This is a genomic window from Citrobacter sp. RHB20-C16 (assembly GCF_013890155.1).
Taxonomy (GTDB): Bacteria; Pseudomonadota; Gammaproteobacteria; order Enterobacterales; family Enterobacteriaceae; genus Citrobacter_A; species Citrobacter_A amalonaticus.
On sequence record NZ_CP057630.1, the window covers coordinates 641,419 to 658,276 of the forward strand.

Below are 16,858 nucleotides of genomic sequence, written 5' to 3' on the forward strand. Positions count from 1 at the left end.
GAAGATTTTCTTAACCAATAGAAAATATCAGGGTTATTTTGTGACGTTTTTCTCTGCGCCTGAGCGTATCCTTTTTTTCATTCTAATGACTCGCCTGCAAACCCCGTACCGCGTATCGCCTTGATGCGGCACGACAAAAATTAAAAATATACCCTACATAATGAGCGAGAATTTTATGGAAACGGCAACGAACAACAGCGTAGTGCTCGACGCCAGCGCCCCGGCGCGCCGGGCGGGAATGACGGAAAGCGAATGGCGGGAAGCGATTAAATTCGACAGCATCGACACCGGCTGGGTCATTATGAGTATCGGGATGGCGATTGGCGCGGGGATTGTTTTTCTCCCGGTGCAGGTCGGTTTGATGGGGCTGTGGGTCTTTTTGCTCTCATCGGTTATCGGTTATCCCGCCATGTATCTGTTCCAGCGTCTGTTTATTAACACGCTGGCGGAATCCCCGGAGTGCAAAGATTATCCCAGCGTCATCAGTGGGTATCTGGGGAAAAACTGGGGCATCCTGTTAGGCGCACTGTATTTTGTGATGCTGGTTATCTGGATGTTTGTCTATTCCACCGCAATCACCAACGACAGCGCCTCCTATTTGCATACTTTTGGTGTGACAGAGGGACTGTTATCCGATAACCCGTTCTATGGTCTGGTGCTGATTTGCATCCTGGTCGCCATCTCCTCACGCGGCGAAAAGCTGCTGTTCAAAATTTCTACCGGCATGGTGCTGACCAAACTGCTGGTCGTGGCGGCACTGGGCGTATCGATGGTTGGGATGTGGCACTTATACAACATTGGCGCGCTGCCGCCGATGGCGCTGTTGGTGAAGAATGCGATTATCACGCTGCCGTTTACCCTGACCTCAATCCTGTTTATCCAGACCCTGAGCCCGATGGTGATTTCCTACCGTTCCCGTGAGAAATCCGTTGAGGTGGCGCGTCATAAAGCGCTACGTGCCATGAATATTGCCTTCGGCATTTTGTTTGTCACCGTGTTCTTCTATGCCGTCTCCTTTACGCTGGCAATGGGACACGACGAAGCGGTTAAAGCCTATGAGCAGAATATCTCCGCGTTGGCGATTGCTGCACAGTTCATCAGCGGCGCGGGCGCCGGTTGGGTGAAAGTTGTGAGTGTCATCCTGAATATTTTCGCCGTGATGACCGCATTCTTTGGCGTCTATCTCGGCTTTCGCGAAGCCACGCAGGGGATTGCGATGAACATTCTGCGCCGCAAACTGCCGGCTGAGAAGATCAATGAAACGCTGGTACAGCGCGGCATCATGGTGTTTGCCATTTTACTGGCCTGGAGCGCTATTGTGCTTAACGCACCGGTTCTGAGCTTTACGTCGATTTGTAGCCCTATTTTCGGCATGGTGGGATGTTTGATCCCCGCCTGGCTGGTCTACAAAGTACCTGCATTGCACAAATACAAAGGGGTGTCGCTGTATCTGATTATCGTCACCGGTTTGCTGCTGTGCGTATCTCCGTTCCTGGCTTTTTCCTGATTTATCCTGAAGGTTGTTGTTATGTCTGAGACTATAAAAAATCCGTTGTGGCAGCGTTTCATCCGCGCAGTACAGGAAGAGGTGAAACCTGCGCTGGGCTGTACGGAACCGGTTTCTCTGGCGCTGGCGGCCGCGGTTGCGGCCTCTGAACTGCATGGCGCGGTGGAGCGAATCGATGCCTGGGTCTCGCCCAATCTGATGAAAAACGGACTGGGGGTGACGGTGCCGGGAACCGGTATGGTTGGGCTGCCCATCGCTGCCGCGCTGGGAGCATTGGGCGGGAATGCGAATGCCGGACTGGAGGTGCTGAAGGATGCCTCCGCGCAAGCCATTGCCGATGCGAAGGCGATGCTGAAAGCGGGCAAGGTGTCGGTGATGTTGCAGCAACCCTGTGATGACATCCTGTTTTCTCGCGCGAAGGTCTATAGCCATGACGGCTGGGCGTGCGTCACCATTGTCGGCGGTCATACTCACATTGTGCGGATCGAAACCGATACCGGCGTGAAGTTTACTCAGCAAGCGAACGCGGACGATGAGGCGCAGGAATCGCCGCTCTCGGTACTTTCTGAGACCACGCTGGAAGAGATTCTGGCATTTGTGAATACCGTACCGTTCGACGCTATTCGTTTTATTCTCGACGCCGCCCGACTCAACGGCGCGCTGTCACAAGAGGGGCTGCGCGCAACCTGGGGGCTGCATATCGGTGCGACGCTGCAAAAGCAGTGCGCACGCGGTCTGCTGGCAAACGATCTTTCGACGGCGATCCTTATCCGAACCAGCGCGGCGTCGGATGCGCGTATGGGCGGCGCGACGCTACCTGCCATGAGTAACTCCGGCTCCGGCAATCAGGGGATCACCGCTACGGTACCGGTGATGGTGGTGGCCGAGCACTTTGGCGCCGATGAGGAGAAACTGGCGCGTGCGCTGATGCTTTCCCATCTGAGTGCGATCTACATACACCATCAGCTCCCGCGTCTGTCGGCGCTGTGTGCCGCGACGACCGCCGCGATGGGGGCAGCGGCAGGGATGGCCTGGCTGGTGGACGAAGGGCGCTACAGCACGATCTCGATGGCGATCAGCAGCATGATTGGCGATGTCAGCGGAATGATTTGCGATGGGGCATCTAACAGTTGCGCGATGAAGGTCTCCACCAGTGCTTCTGCGGCGTGGAAGGCGGTGCTGATGGCGTTGGACGATACGGCGGTTACGGGTAACGAAGGGATTGTGGCGCACGACGTGGAACAGTCTATTGCCAACCTGTGCGCGTTGGCGTGTCATTCCATGCAGCAAACGGACAAACAGATTATCGAGATCATGGCCCATAAAGCGCATTAAGTGAAGGGCTGACTGCCTGAAGGCGCGACGCTATCCGGCCTACGAATATGTAGGCCGGATAATGCGCTTGCGCAGTCATCCGGCAATGAGGTTCAGGCGGCAGCTTCTTCCTCGGAAAGACGAACTTCGGCGTCTGCGACAATCGCTTCCAGCTCGGTCAGCATCGCCTCGTAGTCAAACGCACGGGGCGCGGTGTTGGTTTCTGCCGTTGCCACTTTCCCTGTCGGGGCCTGTTTTTTTGCTTTCTTACTCATACACCACTCCGGTTACCGATTACACCGGCAAATCTATCAGCAAAGCGCGTAACGGCGTATCGGCAACGAGCGTTATGTTAGCTTCGTCACGAATAAAGGCTCCGTCGCCACAGGTCAGCGCTTCACGCGCTTCATCGTGGGTGACGGCGTGAAAGGTGCCATGAATGGACTGCAAATAAGCGCGCGGGCCATGAAGCTGAAAACTCAGCGACTCGCCCTGATCCAGCTCAATATGGTGTACCCACGCCTGCTGGCGCAGCTGTAGACTGCCGTTCTCACCATCGGGTGAGGCGATCAGTTGCTGTTTAACTTTCGTCAGTTTTGTCTTCTGCACCAGAGCATTCTCGCGCTCAGGACAGGCGTCGAGCCACAATTGCATACGCGTAAGCGGTTTGTCTTTGCTGATATTATGTTCGCTGTAGCTGATACCCGGCTGCGCCGCGAGCAGCAACGCTTCACCCGCCTGGGCCTGAACGTGGTTGCCTTCACTGTCACGATACTCTGCAACGCCTTCAAGAATCAGATTGAGCACGTCTACCTTTGGCCAGGTGCGCGGCTGGAAGGACGCGCCGGGTGCCAGTACTTCCTGATTGAGCACGCGCAGCGATGCGTAGCCCAGCAGTTTCGGGTCGAAATAGTGTCCAAAGGAGAAGGTATAACGGGCCTGCAGCCAGCCGTAGTCTGCTTGTCCGCATTGTTTGGCTGTTCGGGTAGTAATCATAGTTCTTGACCTCTCTTTACTTCCTTTTATGTTAAGGGGCTGGACGCTGCATTGTTAGCCAGATATTCTGCCCGGTATGTTCAAATTTCCTGAATGAGAACGACATGGCCAAAGAAAGGGCATTAACGCTTGAGGCATTACGCGTAATGGACGCGATAGATCGCCGCGGTAGCTTCGCCGCAGCGGCGGATGAACTGGGGCGCGTGCCGTCAGCGCTTAGCTACACCATGCAGAAGCTGGAAGAAGAGCTGGATGTGGTGTTGTTTGACCGCTCCGGACATCGAACAAAATTCACTAACGTTGGGCGCATGCTGCTGGAAAGAGGGCGTGTGCTGCTGGAGGCGGCAGATAAGCTCACCACAGACGCTGAGGCGCTGGCGCGAGGGTGGGAGACGCATCTGACTATTGTGACCGAGGCGCTGGTGCCGACCCCGGCCTTCTTCCCGCTGATCGACAAACTGGCTGTTAAAGCCAATACGCAGCTTTCAGTGATCACCGAGGTGCTGGCGGGGGCGTGGGAACGCCTGGAACAGGGCCGGGCGGATATTGTTGTGGCACCGGACATGCACTTTCGTTCATCGTCAGAAATTAACTCCCGTAAGCTGTATACCCTGATGAACGTTTATGTTGCCGCGCCGGATCACCCGATTCATCAGGAGCCGGAACCGCTGTCGGAAGTGACGCGGGTGAAGTATCGCGGCGTAGCGGTCGCGGATACCGCGCGTGAACGTCCGGTATTAACCGTGCAACTGCTGGATAAGCAAGCGCGCCTTACCGTCAGCACCATCGAAGATAAGCGTCAGGCGTTACTGGCAGGATTAGGGGTGGCGACGATGCCGTATCCGCTGGTGGAACAGGATATTGCAGAAGGACGGCTGCGCGTGGTCAGCCCGGAATCGACCAGCGAGATTGACATCATTATGGCCTGGCGGCGAGACAGTATGGGAGAAGCAAAGGCCTGGTGCCTCCGTGAAATACCCAAACTCTTTATGAAAAAATAACGCGTTGCGGATGACTGATATCGGGGCAAAAAGATTGCCCCGAAAAAGGATTAATTAATCTCGTTTTGCTTAGGATCGGCACCAAAACGGTTAGCACCGGCAGTACCGTTCTGACACAGGAATACAATAATAACGATTGTTCCGATAATCGGAATCAGGCTGAGCAGCAACCACCAGCCGGAGCGCTCGGTATCGTGTAAACGACGGATCGCCACCGCAATGCTCGGCAGCAGAATGCCAAGGCTATAAATAATTGAGATATAGGGTGTTTCCATGCCGATTACAGCCTGAATAACATTCAGGACTGCACAGATGATCATGTTGATTAACGCAAACATCCAGTACTCTTTTCGACGTGCGCGACCGCTGAAACCGGTATAATTTTTTATTACACTCAAATACCAATTCATATAACATCCTTATTAATTAAAAGAGGGCAAAATATAGCATGGTATTTTATGAAGGTCATTTGCATTCTAATTAATTAAGAAAATCTCAGGAAAAATATATCTATTATTAATAGTTTTAAGAAATATGTTTTGAATCTGAATCAGTATCTGGGCACTAACCAGAACAACAGGTTAGCGTAAATAAAAGGATCAAGGCAGCGGGTAACGCTGCCTTTTCACTTTCTCAGGGGAGAGATTTTGGATCAGGTCCGAAGCGGTTTTCGCCGGGCGTGCCGTCCTGACAGTTAAAAATGAGGATCACCAGCCAGCCGATGACGGGGATCAGTAACAACAACAGCCACCAGGCCGATCGATCGGTGTCGTGCAGACGTCGAAACTGAACTGCCCACCAGGGTAAAAAGACGAGAATTCCGTAAATTGTTGTCAGAATGCCTTCTCCTCCGGCACGCTGCCAGCCCAGGAGTTTATCCAGTACGCCGAGAACGAATGTCAGAATGACGTTGACCAGAATAAACATCCAGTACTCTTTCCGCCGGGCGCGTCCGCCAAAGCCGATATAATTTCTTAAAACCTTTAAGTACCAATCCATTTTTACCTCAATCGTGTGTCAATCACTTGTTTTTAAAGCAATCAAAGAAAGAATAGTTGCGAATGATGAGAGGGTAAATATTTGAAGGGTAAATTGAGCAGGCACCCTGAAGGGTGCCTGGGTTCACTTGGCGAAACGGCTGTCACGCCCGTGTGGTTCTTTGAGGTCTTGCCACGGGCCAATGGAGATAATGCCTGTCGGGTTAATCGTCTTATGGCTGCGAAAATAGTGGTGGCGAATATGGTCAAAATTGACCGTTTCCGCGATCCCTGGCATCTGATAAATATCGCGCAGGAAACCATACAGATTGAGATAGTCGCTGATGCGATGCTTGTCGCATTTGAAATGTGTGACATACACCGGATCAAAGCGGATGAGTGTTGTCCACAGGCGAATATCAGCCTCTGTAAGCCGATTACCTGTCAGATAGCGATGCTGACCGAGGATCTGCTCCAGCCGCGCCAGCGCGGTAAAGACGTTTTCTACCGCGTCATCATAGGCTTGCTGACTGGTAGCGAAGCCCGCTTTATAGACGCCATTGTTAACGTTGTCATAAATCCAGCCGTTCAGTTCGTCGATCTTGTTGCGCAGTTCTGGGGGATAGTAGTCCCCGGCTTTTGCCCCTTGCGCATCGAACGCCGTATTGAACATGCGAATGATTTCAGCAGATTCATTACTGACAATCGTATGGTTCTTTTTATCCCACAAAACAGGCACGGTGACGCGGCCGCTGTAATGGGGATCGGCGTGCAGGTAAAGCTGATACAGAAATTCGTGCTGATATAAGGTATCGCCTGTGGCCGCCGGAAAATCATCGTCAAAGGTCCAGCCGTTTTCCAGCATCAGTGGATTTACGACCGAGACGGAGATAAACGGCTCCAGACCCTTGAGCTTACGCAGGATTAACGTACGGTGCGCCCACGGACAGGCGAGAGAAACATACAGGTGATAGCGGTCTTTTTCTGCCGCAAAACCGCCTTCGCCGGAAGGACCCGGCGCGCCATCCGCCGTGAGCCAGTTGCGGAATGCCGATACCGAACGTTGAAATTTGCCCCCGGTGGATTTGGTATCATACCAGGTATCATGCCAGACGCCGTCGATCAGTTGTCCCATGTTTTTCCCTCAGATAGCAAAAACGAGGAGAAAATCCCCTCGTTCTTTTTCATTCATTATAGAGCGCTTACCACTTTTTGTTCAGTACACGGTCGAGACTGAATGCGCCCGGACCGGTGATGCCCAGCAGCAGGAAGCCGCCAGCGATGGTCAGGTTTTTCATGAACATCAGTGAGTTCACGCCTTCCGCAAAGTTGCTGTGGAAGATAAACGCGGTCAGCAGTGTAAAGCCTGCGGTAAACAGCGCGGTGGTACGGGTCAGGAAACCGAACAGAATCGCCAGGCCGCCGCCGAACTCAAGCAAAATGGTCAGTGGCAGCAGGAATCCCGGAACGCCCATCGCTTCCATATACTGTTGGGTACCTGCGTAACCGGTGATTTTTCCCCAACCTGCGGTAATAAACAGGATTGGCATCAGAATACGCGCTACCAGTACACCAACATCTTCTAATTTTTTCATTCTTCTCTCCAGGAACTACACAGACTGCTGAGTTTGTTTTTTGGGTGCAATTTCGCGGCATTCCGCGTCATTGCTGTCGATGGAGAGAATCATAAGCGTGAAGAATGAGAATTGTTAGCAAGGAAAACTGTCAATATTTTTCAAAAAATTTGATTTTGTAGTGGGGTGATATTGTGGATGGGTAAGCGAAGCGCTCCTGGTACCGTTGCCGGATGGCGGCTACGCCTTATCCGGCCTACCTATTGAATGTGAGAGTCGGATAAGCGAAGCACCCTCAGGCAACGGTTGAGCGCAGCGTCTTTTTAGCCAGTCGCCAGACGCTCCACACGCCAAACCCGCGCTTTGCCCAACGCACGAGCAGGTTAGGGTGGCGAATCGTCCAGACGGCCATCACACTGCTGCCGACCAGCGCCCAGGAGCGCAAACTCAGTAGGGTGTTCCAGCCACGATCGTAAGCGCCCGTGGCTTCCAGCCAGTCACGACGACTGGCTGAAAGATCCAGCCGTTGCTGTTGGATCTCACGAAGCAGTCGGGCCTTACGTTGTTCACGTTCGACTTTACCGCTCACGGCTCTCCTCCTCGAGCAATTGCCGGTCATTTGCCAGTTCATGGCGCGTATGGCGTAACAATGTGGAGCGCCGCGCTTTTCGCAGCGTCCATATCCCGCCAATCAGCGCCAGTGCCAGCAGCACGACCGTGGTGGCAATCATCGCATTGAGCCGATACTGCGGGTCAACGGCCCAGATGACTAACACCATCAGGCTCATCAAACCAAATGCAGCGAAGAGCATGGTGAGTCCCAGCATCAGCAGAAGCTGAAAAAGGTTCGCCTTTTCTTCTTCAAGCTCGACGACGGCCAGACGTAACCGCGTTTCCACCATCTCAACGAGAAGAGTGACAATCCGCTGCCCGATACCCAGAACGCTTTTCCCGGGCCCTTGCGCGTGATGAGGATCCGCCATCATTAACGACGCGTCAGCAGAACGCCCAGCACGACGCCCACGGCCGCACCAATCCCGACGCCGGTCCACGGATTTTCGCGCACATAGTCGTCAGCACGCGCAGCGGCTTCACGAGTCTGTTTAGCAATGGCATCACCCGTTTCACCGAGGCGATAGCGGCTCTCTTTAAGCGCGCGCTCGGCTTTGCTGCGGATCTTACTCAACTCTTCTTTCGATTTATCACCAGAGGAGTTCAGCACCTCTTCCAGCGTATCGGCCAGGGATTTCAACTCAGCGCGCAGATGTTCCGATGTGTTTTCTTTCGACATAGTTTTCTCCAGGTGAGTAAGTGGTACTGATACTTAGTAGTCGCGAGCTTCGAGCTCTTTCAGTTCCGCTCGCGCTTCAGCCAGTTTACGCTCGCGTTTGGCAATTTTGTCCGCATCGCCTTTTTGCTTCGCTTCGGCGAGGTCGCGCTGACGTTCGGCGATCTCTTCTTTCTGCTCAGCAATTTTTTCCTGATGATCGGCACGCAGCTTGCTGTCAGTACAGTGGGCCCTGACTTCGCTGAGCGCTTTTTTTAGCCCATTGATGCGATTCTGGTTATTGTGCTTCTCGGCGTAGCTGATCTCCCGTTGAATATCCTGCTCTTTTTGCTGGCAAAGCGTGTTAGCGTAGCTGCCAGCACTGAGAGCGAAAAGGGAGATAGCGAAAGCGATGCGGTATTTCATTCTTGAACCTTCCATTGTGACTCGTCCCCATGAATTCAGGAACGATGATCCAGTGATAAAGCGACAGGGTGACCCCATCGCCTCATTAATCATAGACATTAATCGCAGAAATCACCAAAGTGGGTGATATGATTCGGATTCCTGGAGATTACCCTACCCGATGTGGCGTATCGCGTAAACGTGACAACCACTGGACGGCCTGATTGTTATCATCCTGCTGGGCAATGATGTAGCCGCGCGGCAGCGTTTTGTCGAGCACCGCTTTGGCGGCGGCACTCTGGGCGCTGGAATCGAAAGTGATGAGCAGAGTGTCGTTCTTTGGTGTAATGCTTTTAAAACGAATGCCGTTAGCGTCGAGGTGATGCCAGATCGAGAAGCCGTCCGGCATGCTGGCCCCCTGGTGGACGGCGCGGATCGCCAGCGTGGATTCTTGCTGACGAACCGTTGACCAGACCAACAGCATGGCGCTCAACGTCAGCAGAAACGCGGTGCTCCAGGCCAGTTGTTTAAGGGTTATACGCGGTTTCAGCATCCCTTACCCTCGATTCCCGTATTTCTTTTTCCACAGGACGACCAGTGAACCGCCCAGGCCAAAAACCAGTAGCACGACGGGTAACAGCATCAGGCATGACATCAGTTGATCTTCATACTTCAGAAACACCGGCGTTTTCCCCAGCAAATAACCCAGGCTGGTTAAAATCAGCACCCACAGCAAGCCACTCATCCAGTTGAAAAATTGAAAGCGGGCATTATTCAGGCCGGATAAGCCAGCGATGGTCGGCAGCAAGGTACGAACAAACGCGATAAAACGACCAATCAGCAGGGCGGAAAGACCATGCTTATGGAATAAATGGTGAGCGCGTTGATGATAGTGGGCTGGCAGGTGCGATAACCAGTTTTGTACGATGCGGGTATTGCCCAGCCATCGGCCCTGAATATAGCTGAGCCAGCAACCGAGGCTTGCGGCTGCGGTCAGCAACAGAATGGTTTGCGGAAAGCCCATGGCGCCTTTGGCAATCAGAACACCCACTAACACCAACAAACTGTCGCCAGGTAAAAAGGCGGCTGGCAGCAACCCGTTCTCCAGAAACAGAATCATAAATAAAACAAAATACAGCATGCCAATCATGGAAGGATTGGCCAGTGTTTCAAAATCCTGCGCCCAGAGGGCATGCAGTAATTGAGTCAAAAGTTCCATTCAGTATTCCAGGTCGAATTGGTTAACGTCACGCCGGGTTAAACAGTTTGCTACGCCGCATCATTGTTAGTGTTTTACATGGTGTGCGGACGGCGCAAAGCCGCGGCCTGAACTATTCCCTGTTAAAAGTTATGAAGTAAGCAAGCACTGACAAACATAAATTCGAATTGCATCTAATTGTAACAAAGGTCAACGTAGTCCGTTATAGAAATTACACGTCCTTGAAATGTGATTTTGCTGATCGCAGGAGAGGGTGGCGAGAGGATTTACACAGGCTGACACTTTATACCTTTCGCTTACTGACAGGCGCAACGGCGCGCCTGTCGAATCAAGAACGTTTATTTTGTCGCGTTAGCCGCCGTATCGAGATGAACGACCGGATTTTCGGCAAACAGATAACGGTCGGCATTAAATTCAAAATCGTCGCTGGTTTCATTGAACAGCATGATTTTTGTGTTCTCGAGATGCTGCCACATCGCCAGTTTTGCCGCATGCGGGTCTTTGCGGATCAGTGCCTTCAGGATTTGATCGTGGTCGTCGCACCAGTTATCGACGGTACGCGCATCAATATGTTCGTGCAGTTTCTTCCAGTACGGGTTGTGACTGCGCTGAGTCCACATTTTTTCCACGATAGCGGCCAGTGCGGAGTTCTGCGTGGCTAACGCGACCTGAATGTGGAATTGCAGGTCCCATTCGGAGTCGCGGAAACATTTTTCGTTGCGCGCCTGTTCCTGGATCGTCATCAGTTTCATGATGTCCTGCTTGGTGACCTGGGTGGCGGCAAACTCTGCAATATTGCTTTCGATAAGCTGACGCGCCTGGAGTAATTCAAAAGGACCGTAGTTGGCAAACTCCAGCGACTCGTCGGTGACCTGCTGGTGGCGCGGTTGGTTGGAAATCACATGAATCCCGGACCCCTTACGGACCTCAACATACCCTTCGACTTCCAGCATGATGATGGCTTCACGAACCACGGTACGGCTGACATTTTTTTCATCGGCAATAAAACGCTCTGCAGGCAATTTATCACCCACCAGGTAAACGCCCTGTTCGATGCGCTCTTTTAAATCAGCAGCAAGTTGTTGATACAAACGTCGTGGTTCGGTGATTTCCATATGCACTCCAGGCATGATACGGCAGACTGTATTTGTTATACCACTTTCGCGAGTTTGGCTCTATACGCAGAAACGAAAAAGCCGCCTGCGGGTGCCAGCAGGCGGCTGAGATTGCTTATGCGTTATCCGTCGGCAGGCTAACTTTGCGCTGCCGGTTCATCAAACTGCGGGCCAGAATCAACTTCACTGGCCGGTTTGTTTTGCAGCACGGTCCAGATAACCAGCGCGCCCAACAGGTCGAACACGGCCAGTACTGCGAACAGCGGGCTGAAGCCAATGGTGTCTGCCAGCGCACCGACCACCAGGGCGAACAGCGTACTCGCCAGCCAGGCAGACATCCCGGTCAGACCGTTCGCCGTGGCCACTTCGTTACGTCCAAAGACATCAGAAGAGAGTGTAATCAGCGCACCGGACAGGGCCTGGTGAGCAAAACCACCAATACACAGCAGCATAATGGCGATGTACGGGCTGGTGAACAGACCGATCATCCCTGGGCCAATCATCAGCACAGCACCCAGCGTAACGACCATTTTTCGTGAGACAATCAGGTTGACGCCAAACCAGCGCTGGAACAGCGGCGGCAGGTAACCCCCCACGATGCAACCGAGGTCAGCAAACAGCATCGGCATCCAGGCGAACATTGCAATTTCTTTCAGGTTAAAGCCATAGACTTTGAACATGAACAGCGGGATCCAGGCGTTAAACGTCCCCCAGGCCGGTTCTGCCAGAAAACGCGGCAGGGCGATACCCCAGAACTGGCGGTTACGCAGGATCTGCACGAGTGACATTTTCTTTTTGGTGCTGTTTTTGTGCTGCGCTTCCTGGCCATTAATAATGTAGTCGCGCTCTTCGTCCGTCAGTTTTTTCTGATCACGCGGATGCTTATAGAAGATAAGCCAGGACATGGCCCAGATGAAGCTCAGGGCACCAGAGATAATGAACGCCATCTGCCAGCTGTGCATCACGATCGCCCAGACAACCAACGGCGGGGCAATCATCGCACCGATAGAGGAGCCGACGTTAAAGTAGCCGACCGCAATGGAGCGTTCTTTCGCCGGGAACCATTCGGAACTGGCTTTCAGCCCCGCCGGGATCATCGCGGCTTCTGCCGCACCGACCGCGCCGCGCGCCAGCGCCAGGCCCCCCCAGCTTCCTGCCAATGCGGTTGCGCCACAGAAAACGGCCCATAACACGGCAAACATTGCATAGCCTATTTTGGTGCCCAGTATATCCAGCACATAGCCGGCAACAGGTTGCATGACAGTGTAAGCAGCAGAATAGGCTGCGATGATATAGGAGTACTGTTGGGTGGAGATGTGCAACTCTTCCATCAGAGTTGGCGCAGCTGCCGCCACAGTGTTACGCGTCAGGTAACCCAGCACGGTGCCAAGCGTCACCAGCGCAATCATGTACCAACGTAACCCTTTAATTTTACGCATGTAAAACCTCATCGTTTTGTTATTTCCGCAAAGATCGCGGTCATCTTCCTGCCTGTGGCAGAGGATGCTGTTTACGACGGGGTAACCAAAAAAAGCCGGTACGCCCGAACGTTGCCATAAATAAATTTTGCTAATTCGGTTTCCGTACCGGTCAATCCGATGATGAATCATCGGTAACTATGCATTCCGTCGGCTTATGTATCGCGACGGCAGAAAGATAACTTGTCATACAACTTTAAAAGGTGAGTGCCATCACAAAAGTATGAATCTTAGCGTGGTTATTATTTCGATTAGGCGATGCCAGAGCTGGCGCGGCTTGAGGCGATGTTTACCACTTCGAGGGTAAACAATTTGTCGGTATTTATTGATCTATCTCACGAAAATATCTACAGGTTATGGAAATTGGTGTGATAACTTTGTCAGCATCGCTACATAAGCAATCAGACGCACTCGTTGAGAGGAAGACGATAATGACCCCGTTTATGACAGAAGATTTTCTACTTGATACTGAATTTGCCCGCCGTCTGTATCATGATTATGCGAAAGACCAGCCTATCTTCGATTACCATTGCCATCTGCCGCCACAGCAAATCGCCGAAGACTACCGGTTCAAGAATCTGTATGACATCTGGCTGAAAGGCGACCATTACAAATGGCGCGCGATGCGCACTAACGGTGTCGCTGAGCGCCTGTGTACCGGCGACGCTTCCGACCGCGAGAAGTTTGACGCGTGGGCGGCGACGGTTCCGCATACGATCGGCAACCCGTTATACCACTGGACGCACCTTGAACTGCGTCGCCCATTCGGCGTGACAGGTAAGCTGCTTTCTCCGTCGACTGCGGACGAAATCTGGAATCAGTGCAACGAACTGCTGGCGCAGGATGAATTCTCCGCACGCGGCATCATGCAGCAGATGAACGTGAAAATGGTCGGCACGACTGACGATCCGATCGATTCGCTGGAGCATCACGCAACGGTCGCAAAAGACAGCAGCTTCTCCGTGAAAGTTTTGCCAAGCTGGCGTCCGGATAAAGCCTTCAATATTGAGCAGGCGACCTTCAACGATTACATGGCAAAACTGGGTGAAGTGTCGGACACCGACATTCGCCGCTTTACCGATCTGCAAAGTGCGCTGACCAAACGTCTGGATCATTTTGCGGCGCACGGCTGCAAAGTTTCCGACCACGCGCTGGATGTGGTGCTGTTCGCAGAGTCCAGCGACGCTGAACTGGATAGCATTCTGGCACGTCGCCTGGCAGGCGAGACGCTGAACGAACATGAAGTGGCGCAGTTCAAAACGGCTGTGCTGGTGTTCCTGGGGGCGGAATATGCGCGTCGCGGTTGGGTACAGCAATACCATATTGGCGCCCTGCGCAATAACAACCTGCGCCAGTTCAAACTGCTGGGGCCGGATGTGGGCTTTGACTCCATCAACGACCGTCCGATGGCGGAAGAGTTATCAAAACTGCTCAGCAAACAGAATGAAGAAAACCTGTTGCCGAAAACCATTCTCTACTGCCTGAACCCGCGCGATAACGAGGTGCTGGGCACCATGATCGGCAACTTCCAGGGTGAAGGGATGCCGGGCAAAATGCAGTTCGGTTCCGGCTGGTGGTTCAACGATCAGAAAGACGGCATGGAACGTCAGATGACGCAACTGGCGCAATTGGGTCTGTTAAGCCGCTTTGTCGGCATGCTGACCGACAGCCGCAGCTTCCTGTCTTATACCCGTCACGAATACTTCCGTCGCATTCTCTGCCAGATGATTGGCCGCTGGGTGCAGGCCGGTGAAGCCCCGGCAGATAGTCAACTGCTGGGCGAGATGGTGAAAAACATTTGCTTTAACAATGCGCGTGATTACTTCGGCATTGAACTGAACTAAGGTCCGGGGTTGATATGCAATACATCAAAATCCATGTGCAGGATAACGTTGCGGTCGCGCTGGCTGATTTGGCGCAGGGAACGGAAGTCACTGTGGACAACCACACCGTAACGCTTCGCCAGGATATTGCTCGCGGACATAAATTTGCGCTGAGTGACATCAGGAAAGGGGCGTACGTGATTAAGTATGGTCAGCCTATCGGCCATGCTTTGACGGACATTGCGGCGGGTGAACATATTCACGCCCACAATACTCGCACCAATCTGAGCGATTTGGATGAGTATCGCTATCAACCCGATTTTCAGGATCTTCCTGCGCAACCGGCGGATCGCGACGTGCAGATTTATCGTCGCGCTAATGGGGACGTCGGGGTACGAAACGAACTCTGGATCCTGCCAACCGTTGGCTGCGTCAACGGGATTGCGCGCCAGATCCAGAGCCGTTTTCTGAAAGAGACGAATGATGCAGAGGGCACTGACGGTGTCTTCCTGTTCAGCCACACCTACGGCTGCTCGCAGCTTGGCGACGATCACATCAACACCCGTACCATGCTGCAAAACATGGTCCGTCATCCGAACGCCGGCGCGGTGCTGGTGATTGGCCTGGGATGTGAAAACAACCAGGTCGATGCCTTCCGCGAAACGCTGGGCGACTTCAATCCTGAGCGTGTGCACTTTATGATTTGTCAGCATCAGGACGATGAAGTGGAGGCGGGACTTGAGCATCTTCATCAGCTTTATGACGTGATGCGCCACGACAAACGCGAGCCGGGGAAACTGAGCGAGCTGAAGTTTGGTCTGGAGTGTGGTGGTTCAGACGGGCTTTCCGGGATTACCGCGAACCCGATGCTTGGTCGCTTCTCTGACTACATAATTGCCAACGGCGGCACCACCGTGCTGACCGAAGTGCCGGAGATGTTCGGGGCGGAGCAATTGCTGATGAGTCACTGTCGCGACGAAGAAACGTTCGGCAAACTGGTCACCATGGTCAATGACTTCAAGCAGTATTTTATCGCCCACAATCAGCCGATTTACGAAAACCCTTCGCCGGGTAACAAAGCCGGTGGGATCACTACGCTGGAAGACAAGTCGTTGGGCTGCACGCAGAAAGCGGGTTCCAGTCAGGTGGTTGACGTGCTGCGCTACGGCGAGCGTTTGAAAACCCACGGTCTGAATCTGCTGAGCGCGCCGGGTAATGATGCGGTTGCCACCAGTGCGCTGGCGGGTGCCGGTTGTCACATGGTGTTGTTCAGCACCGGTCGCGGTACTCCTTACGGCGGATTTGTGCCGACGGTGAAAATTGCCACCAACAGCGAACTGGCGGCGAAGAAAAAGCACTGGATCGACTTTGATGCGGGCCAGTTGATCCACGGCAAAGCGATGCCGCAACTGCTGAATGAGTTCATTGATACCATCGTCGATTTCGCCAACGGTAAGCAGACCTGCAACGAACGCAATGATTTCCGCGAACTGGCTATCTTTAAAAGCGGCGTAACGTTGTAAAAAGTGCCGAATGACGGCAAAACGCCTTATCAGGCCTACGCTGGCAGGCCTGATAAGCGCAGCGCCATCAGGCATTGTTAATGGAGTTGATGTCGTTTATGACCGCGTATTGGCTGGCTCAGGGCGTCGGTGTGCTCGCGTTTCTGATTGGCATTACGACGTTTTTCAACCGCGATGAGCGCCGCTTCCGACTCCAGCTTGCCGTCTATAGCGCCACGATAGGCGTACACTTCTTTCTGATGGGCGCCTGGCCCGCCGGGATGAGCGCGGAACTCAATACCGTGCGTACTCTGGTGTCGATGCGCACCCGCAAACTGTGGGTGATGGCGCTGTTCATTATCCTCACCCTGGTGCTAGGGCTGGTGAAACTACAGCATGCGATGGAAATTCTGCCCATCATCGGCACGCTCGCCAGTACCTGGGCGCTGTTCCGCTGTAAAGGATTAACGGTGCGCTGCGTGATGTGGTGTGCGACTGCCTGTTGGGTGGTACACAACTTCTGGCTGGGATCGATCGGCGGAACGCTGATTGAAGGCAGTTTTCTGGTGATGAACGGGCTGAACATTATTCGTTTCTGGCGTATGAAACGCCGGGGAATCGATCCATTCAAAATTGAGAAAAGCGTACAGGAAGAGACCCCTTCCGCCAGATGACGGAAG

The 16,858-nt window shown here is 53.2% G+C and carries 20 protein-coding genes; 6 read left to right on the forward strand and 14 right to left on the reverse strand.

Annotation, left to right across the window (positions count from 1 at the left end; all coding sequences use genetic code 11):
- Positions 1-175 precede the first annotated feature (175 nt).
- Both HVX64_RS03110 and HVX64_RS03115 read left to right on the forward strand, forming a co-directional pair.
- A complete protein-coding gene (locus tag HVX64_RS03110) occupies positions 176-1,507 on the forward strand; it encodes an amino acid permease (protein ID WP_042998237.1) in 1,332 nt (443 codons plus the stop codon).
- Between the two features lie 21 nt (positions 1,508-1,528).
- The gene (locus HVX64_RS03115) at positions 1,529-2,842 is read left to right on the forward strand and encodes a serine dehydratase subunit alpha family protein (protein WP_044255832.1); all 1,314 of its coding nucleotides are present in this window, start codon (positions 1,529-1,531) and stop codon (positions 2,840-2,842) included.
- Positions 2,843-2,934: 92 nt separating this feature from the next.
- Here the strand turns inward: HVX64_RS03115 and HVX64_RS03120 are convergent, their stop codons facing one another.
- Both HVX64_RS03120 and HVX64_RS03125 read right to left on the reverse strand, forming a co-directional pair.
- Entirely contained in the window at positions 2,935-3,096 is a 162-nt protein-coding gene (locus HVX64_RS03120) for a hypothetical protein (protein ID WP_164566090.1), read from the reverse strand.
- 19 nt (positions 3,097-3,115) lie between these two features.
- Positions 3,116-3,817 (reverse strand): pirin family protein, encoded by a 702-nt coding sequence (locus tag HVX64_RS03125; protein ID WP_042998235.1) that lies wholly within the window; start codon positions 3,815-3,817, stop codon positions 3,116-3,118.
- 104 nt (positions 3,818-3,921) lie between these two features.
- Here HVX64_RS03125 and yhaJ point away from each other — a divergent pair, with 104 nt between their 5' ends.
- Entirely contained in the window at positions 3,922-4,818 is an 897-nt protein-coding gene (yhaJ, locus tag HVX64_RS03130) for a DNA-binding transcriptional regulator YhaJ (RefSeq protein WP_044255829.1), read from the forward strand.
- A 50-nt stretch (positions 4,819-4,868) separates the two neighbouring features.
- On the opposite strand, the gene HVX64_RS03135 is transcribed toward yhaJ, so the two are convergent.
- The 12 genes from HVX64_RS03135 to exuT form a co-directional block, all read right to left on the reverse strand.
- Entirely contained in the window at positions 4,869-5,228 is a 360-nt protein-coding gene (locus HVX64_RS03135; protein WP_044255826.1) for a DUF805 domain-containing protein, read from the reverse strand.
- Between the two features lie 223 nt (positions 5,229-5,451).
- Positions 5,452-5,817, reverse strand: a complete 366-nt coding sequence (locus HVX64_RS03140) for a DUF805 domain-containing protein (RefSeq protein WP_044255823.1) — start codon at positions 5,815-5,817, stop codon at positions 5,452-5,454.
- A gap of 123 nt (positions 5,818-5,940) precedes the next feature.
- A complete protein-coding gene (locus tag HVX64_RS03145; RefSeq protein ID WP_042998231.1) occupies positions 5,941-6,930 on the reverse strand; it encodes a glutathione S-transferase family protein in 990 nt (329 codons plus the stop codon).
- A 67-nt stretch (positions 6,931-6,997) separates the two neighbouring features.
- Entirely contained in the window at positions 6,998-7,390 is a 393-nt protein-coding gene (locus HVX64_RS03150; RefSeq protein WP_042998230.1) for a DoxX family protein, read from the reverse strand.
- 274 nt (positions 7,391-7,664) lie between these two features.
- On the reverse strand, positions 7,665-7,958 hold the full coding sequence (locus HVX64_RS03155) for a YqjK-like family protein (RefSeq protein ID WP_042998229.1): 294 nt from the start codon (positions 7,956-7,958) through the stop codon (positions 7,665-7,667).
- Positions 7,948-8,352 (reverse strand): phage holin family protein, encoded by a 405-nt coding sequence (locus HVX64_RS03160; protein WP_043001753.1) that lies wholly within the window; start codon positions 8,350-8,352, stop codon positions 7,948-7,950. The genes HVX64_RS03155 and HVX64_RS03160 overlap by 11 nt, the downstream gene beginning before the upstream one ends.
- Positions 8,353-8,354: 2 nt before the next feature.
- Positions 8,355-8,660 (reverse strand): YqjD family protein, encoded by a 306-nt coding sequence (locus HVX64_RS03165; RefSeq protein WP_042998228.1) that lies wholly within the window; start codon positions 8,658-8,660, stop codon positions 8,355-8,357.
- Between the two features lie 33 nt (positions 8,661-8,693).
- Positions 8,694-9,062: a DUF1090 domain-containing protein gene (locus HVX64_RS03170; RefSeq protein ID WP_042998227.1), complete on the reverse strand. Its 369-nt coding sequence runs from the start codon at positions 9,060-9,062 to the stop codon at positions 8,694-8,696.
- A gap of 148 nt (positions 9,063-9,210) precedes the next feature.
- Positions 9,211-9,594, reverse strand: a complete 384-nt coding sequence (gene mzrA, locus HVX64_RS03175; protein WP_042998226.1) for an EnvZ/OmpR regulon moderator MzrA — start codon at positions 9,592-9,594, stop codon at positions 9,211-9,213.
- 3 nt (positions 9,595-9,597) lie between these two features.
- Positions 9,598-10,260 carry a DedA family general envelope maintenance protein YqjA gene (yqjA, locus tag HVX64_RS03180; RefSeq protein WP_042998225.1) on the reverse strand — a complete coding sequence of 221 codons (663 nt, stop codon included), beginning with the start codon at positions 10,258-10,260 and terminating at the stop codon, positions 9,598-9,600.
- 338 nt (positions 10,261-10,598) lie between these two features.
- The gene (gene exuR / locus HVX64_RS03185) at positions 10,599-11,375 is read right to left on the reverse strand and encodes a transcriptional regulator ExuR (protein ID WP_042998224.1); all 777 of its coding nucleotides are present in this window, start codon (positions 11,373-11,375) and stop codon (positions 10,599-10,601) included.
- A gap of 137 nt (positions 11,376-11,512) precedes the next feature.
- Positions 11,513-12,814 carry a hexuronate transporter ExuT gene (gene exuT / locus HVX64_RS03190; protein ID WP_042998223.1) on the reverse strand — a complete coding sequence of 434 codons (1,302 nt, stop codon included), beginning with the start codon at positions 12,812-12,814 and terminating at the stop codon, positions 11,513-11,515.
- A gap of 470 nt (positions 12,815-13,284) precedes the next feature.
- On the opposite strand from exuT, the gene uxaC reads away from it, so the two are divergent.
- The 3 genes from uxaC to HVX64_RS03205 all read left to right on the forward strand — a co-directional run bounded on the left by uxaC (position 13,285) and on the right by HVX64_RS03205 (position 16,852).
- A complete protein-coding gene (gene uxaC, locus HVX64_RS03195; RefSeq protein ID WP_044255820.1) occupies positions 13,285-14,697 on the forward strand; it encodes a glucuronate isomerase in 1,413 nt (470 codons plus the stop codon).
- A gap of 14 nt (positions 14,698-14,711) precedes the next feature.
- On the forward strand, positions 14,712-16,199 hold the full coding sequence (locus HVX64_RS03200) for an altronate dehydratase family protein (protein ID WP_042998221.1): 1,488 nt from the start codon (positions 14,712-14,714) through the stop codon (positions 16,197-16,199).
- Between the two features lie 98 nt (positions 16,200-16,297).
- A complete protein-coding gene (locus HVX64_RS03205) occupies positions 16,298-16,852 on the forward strand; it encodes a YgjV family protein (RefSeq protein WP_044256070.1) in 555 nt (184 codons plus the stop codon).
- The last annotated feature ends 6 nt before the right edge of the window (positions 16,853-16,858 follow it).

Excerpts from the sequence above, each read along its gene's own strand:
- HVX64_RS03150 (WP_042998230.1), bottom strand. The coding sequence starts at position 7,390 with ATGAAAAAATTAGAAGATGTTGGTGTACTGGTAGCGCGTATTCTGATG.
- yhaJ (WP_044255829.1), top strand. The coding sequence starts at position 3,922 with ATGGCCAAAGAAAGGGCATTAACGCTTGAGGCATTACGCGTAATGGAC.
- mzrA (WP_042998226.1), bottom strand. The coding sequence starts at position 9,594 with ATGCTGAAACCGCGTATAACCCTTAAACAACTGGCCTGGAGCACCGCG.
- HVX64_RS03110 (WP_042998237.1), top strand. The coding sequence starts at position 176 with ATGGAAACGGCAACGAACAACAGCGTAGTGCTCGACGCCAGCGCCCCG.
- HVX64_RS03170 (WP_042998227.1), bottom strand. The coding sequence starts at position 9,062 with ATGAAATACCGCATCGCTTTCGCTATCTCCCTTTTCGCTCTCAGTGCT.
- exuR (WP_042998224.1), bottom strand. The coding sequence starts at position 11,375 with ATGGAAATCACCGAACCACGACGTTTGTATCAACAACTTGCTGCTGAT.
- HVX64_RS03135 (WP_044255826.1), bottom strand. The coding sequence starts at position 5,228 with ATGAATTGGTATTTGAGTGTAATAAAAAATTATACCGGTTTCAGCGGT.
- HVX64_RS03125 (WP_042998235.1), bottom strand. The coding sequence starts at position 3,817 with ATGATTACTACCCGAACAGCCAAACAATGCGGACAAGCAGACTACGGC.
- HVX64_RS03140 (WP_044255823.1), bottom strand. The coding sequence starts at position 5,817 with ATGGATTGGTACTTAAAGGTTTTAAGAAATTATATCGGCTTTGGCGGA.
- HVX64_RS03115 (WP_044255832.1), top strand. The coding sequence starts at position 1,529 with ATGTCTGAGACTATAAAAAATCCGTTGTGGCAGCGTTTCATCCGCGCA.
- HVX64_RS03205 (WP_044256070.1), top strand. The coding sequence starts at position 16,298 with ATGACCGCGTATTGGCTGGCTCAGGGCGTCGGTGTGCTCGCGTTTCTG.
- uxaC (WP_044255820.1), top strand. The coding sequence starts at position 13,285 with ATGACCCCGTTTATGACAGAAGATTTTCTACTTGATACTGAATTTGCC.
- yqjA (WP_042998225.1), bottom strand. The coding sequence starts at position 10,260 with ATGGAACTTTTGACTCAATTACTGCATGCCCTCTGGGCGCAGGATTTT.
- HVX64_RS03200 (WP_042998221.1), top strand. The coding sequence starts at position 14,712 with ATGCAATACATCAAAATCCATGTGCAGGATAACGTTGCGGTCGCGCTG.
- HVX64_RS03160 (WP_043001753.1), bottom strand. The coding sequence starts at position 8,352 with ATGGCGGATCCTCATCACGCGCAAGGGCCCGGGAAAAGCGTTCTGGGT.
- HVX64_RS03165 (WP_042998228.1), bottom strand. The coding sequence starts at position 8,660 with ATGTCGAAAGAAAACACATCGGAACATCTGCGCGCTGAGTTGAAATCC.
- HVX64_RS03120 (WP_164566090.1), bottom strand. The coding sequence starts at position 3,096 with ATGAGTAAGAAAGCAAAAAAACAGGCCCCGACAGGGAAAGTGGCAACG.
- HVX64_RS03145 (WP_042998231.1), bottom strand. The coding sequence starts at position 6,930 with ATGGGACAACTGATCGACGGCGTCTGGCATGATACCTGGTATGATACC.
- exuT (WP_042998223.1), bottom strand. The coding sequence starts at position 12,814 with ATGCGTAAAATTAAAGGGTTACGTTGGTACATGATTGCGCTGGTGACG.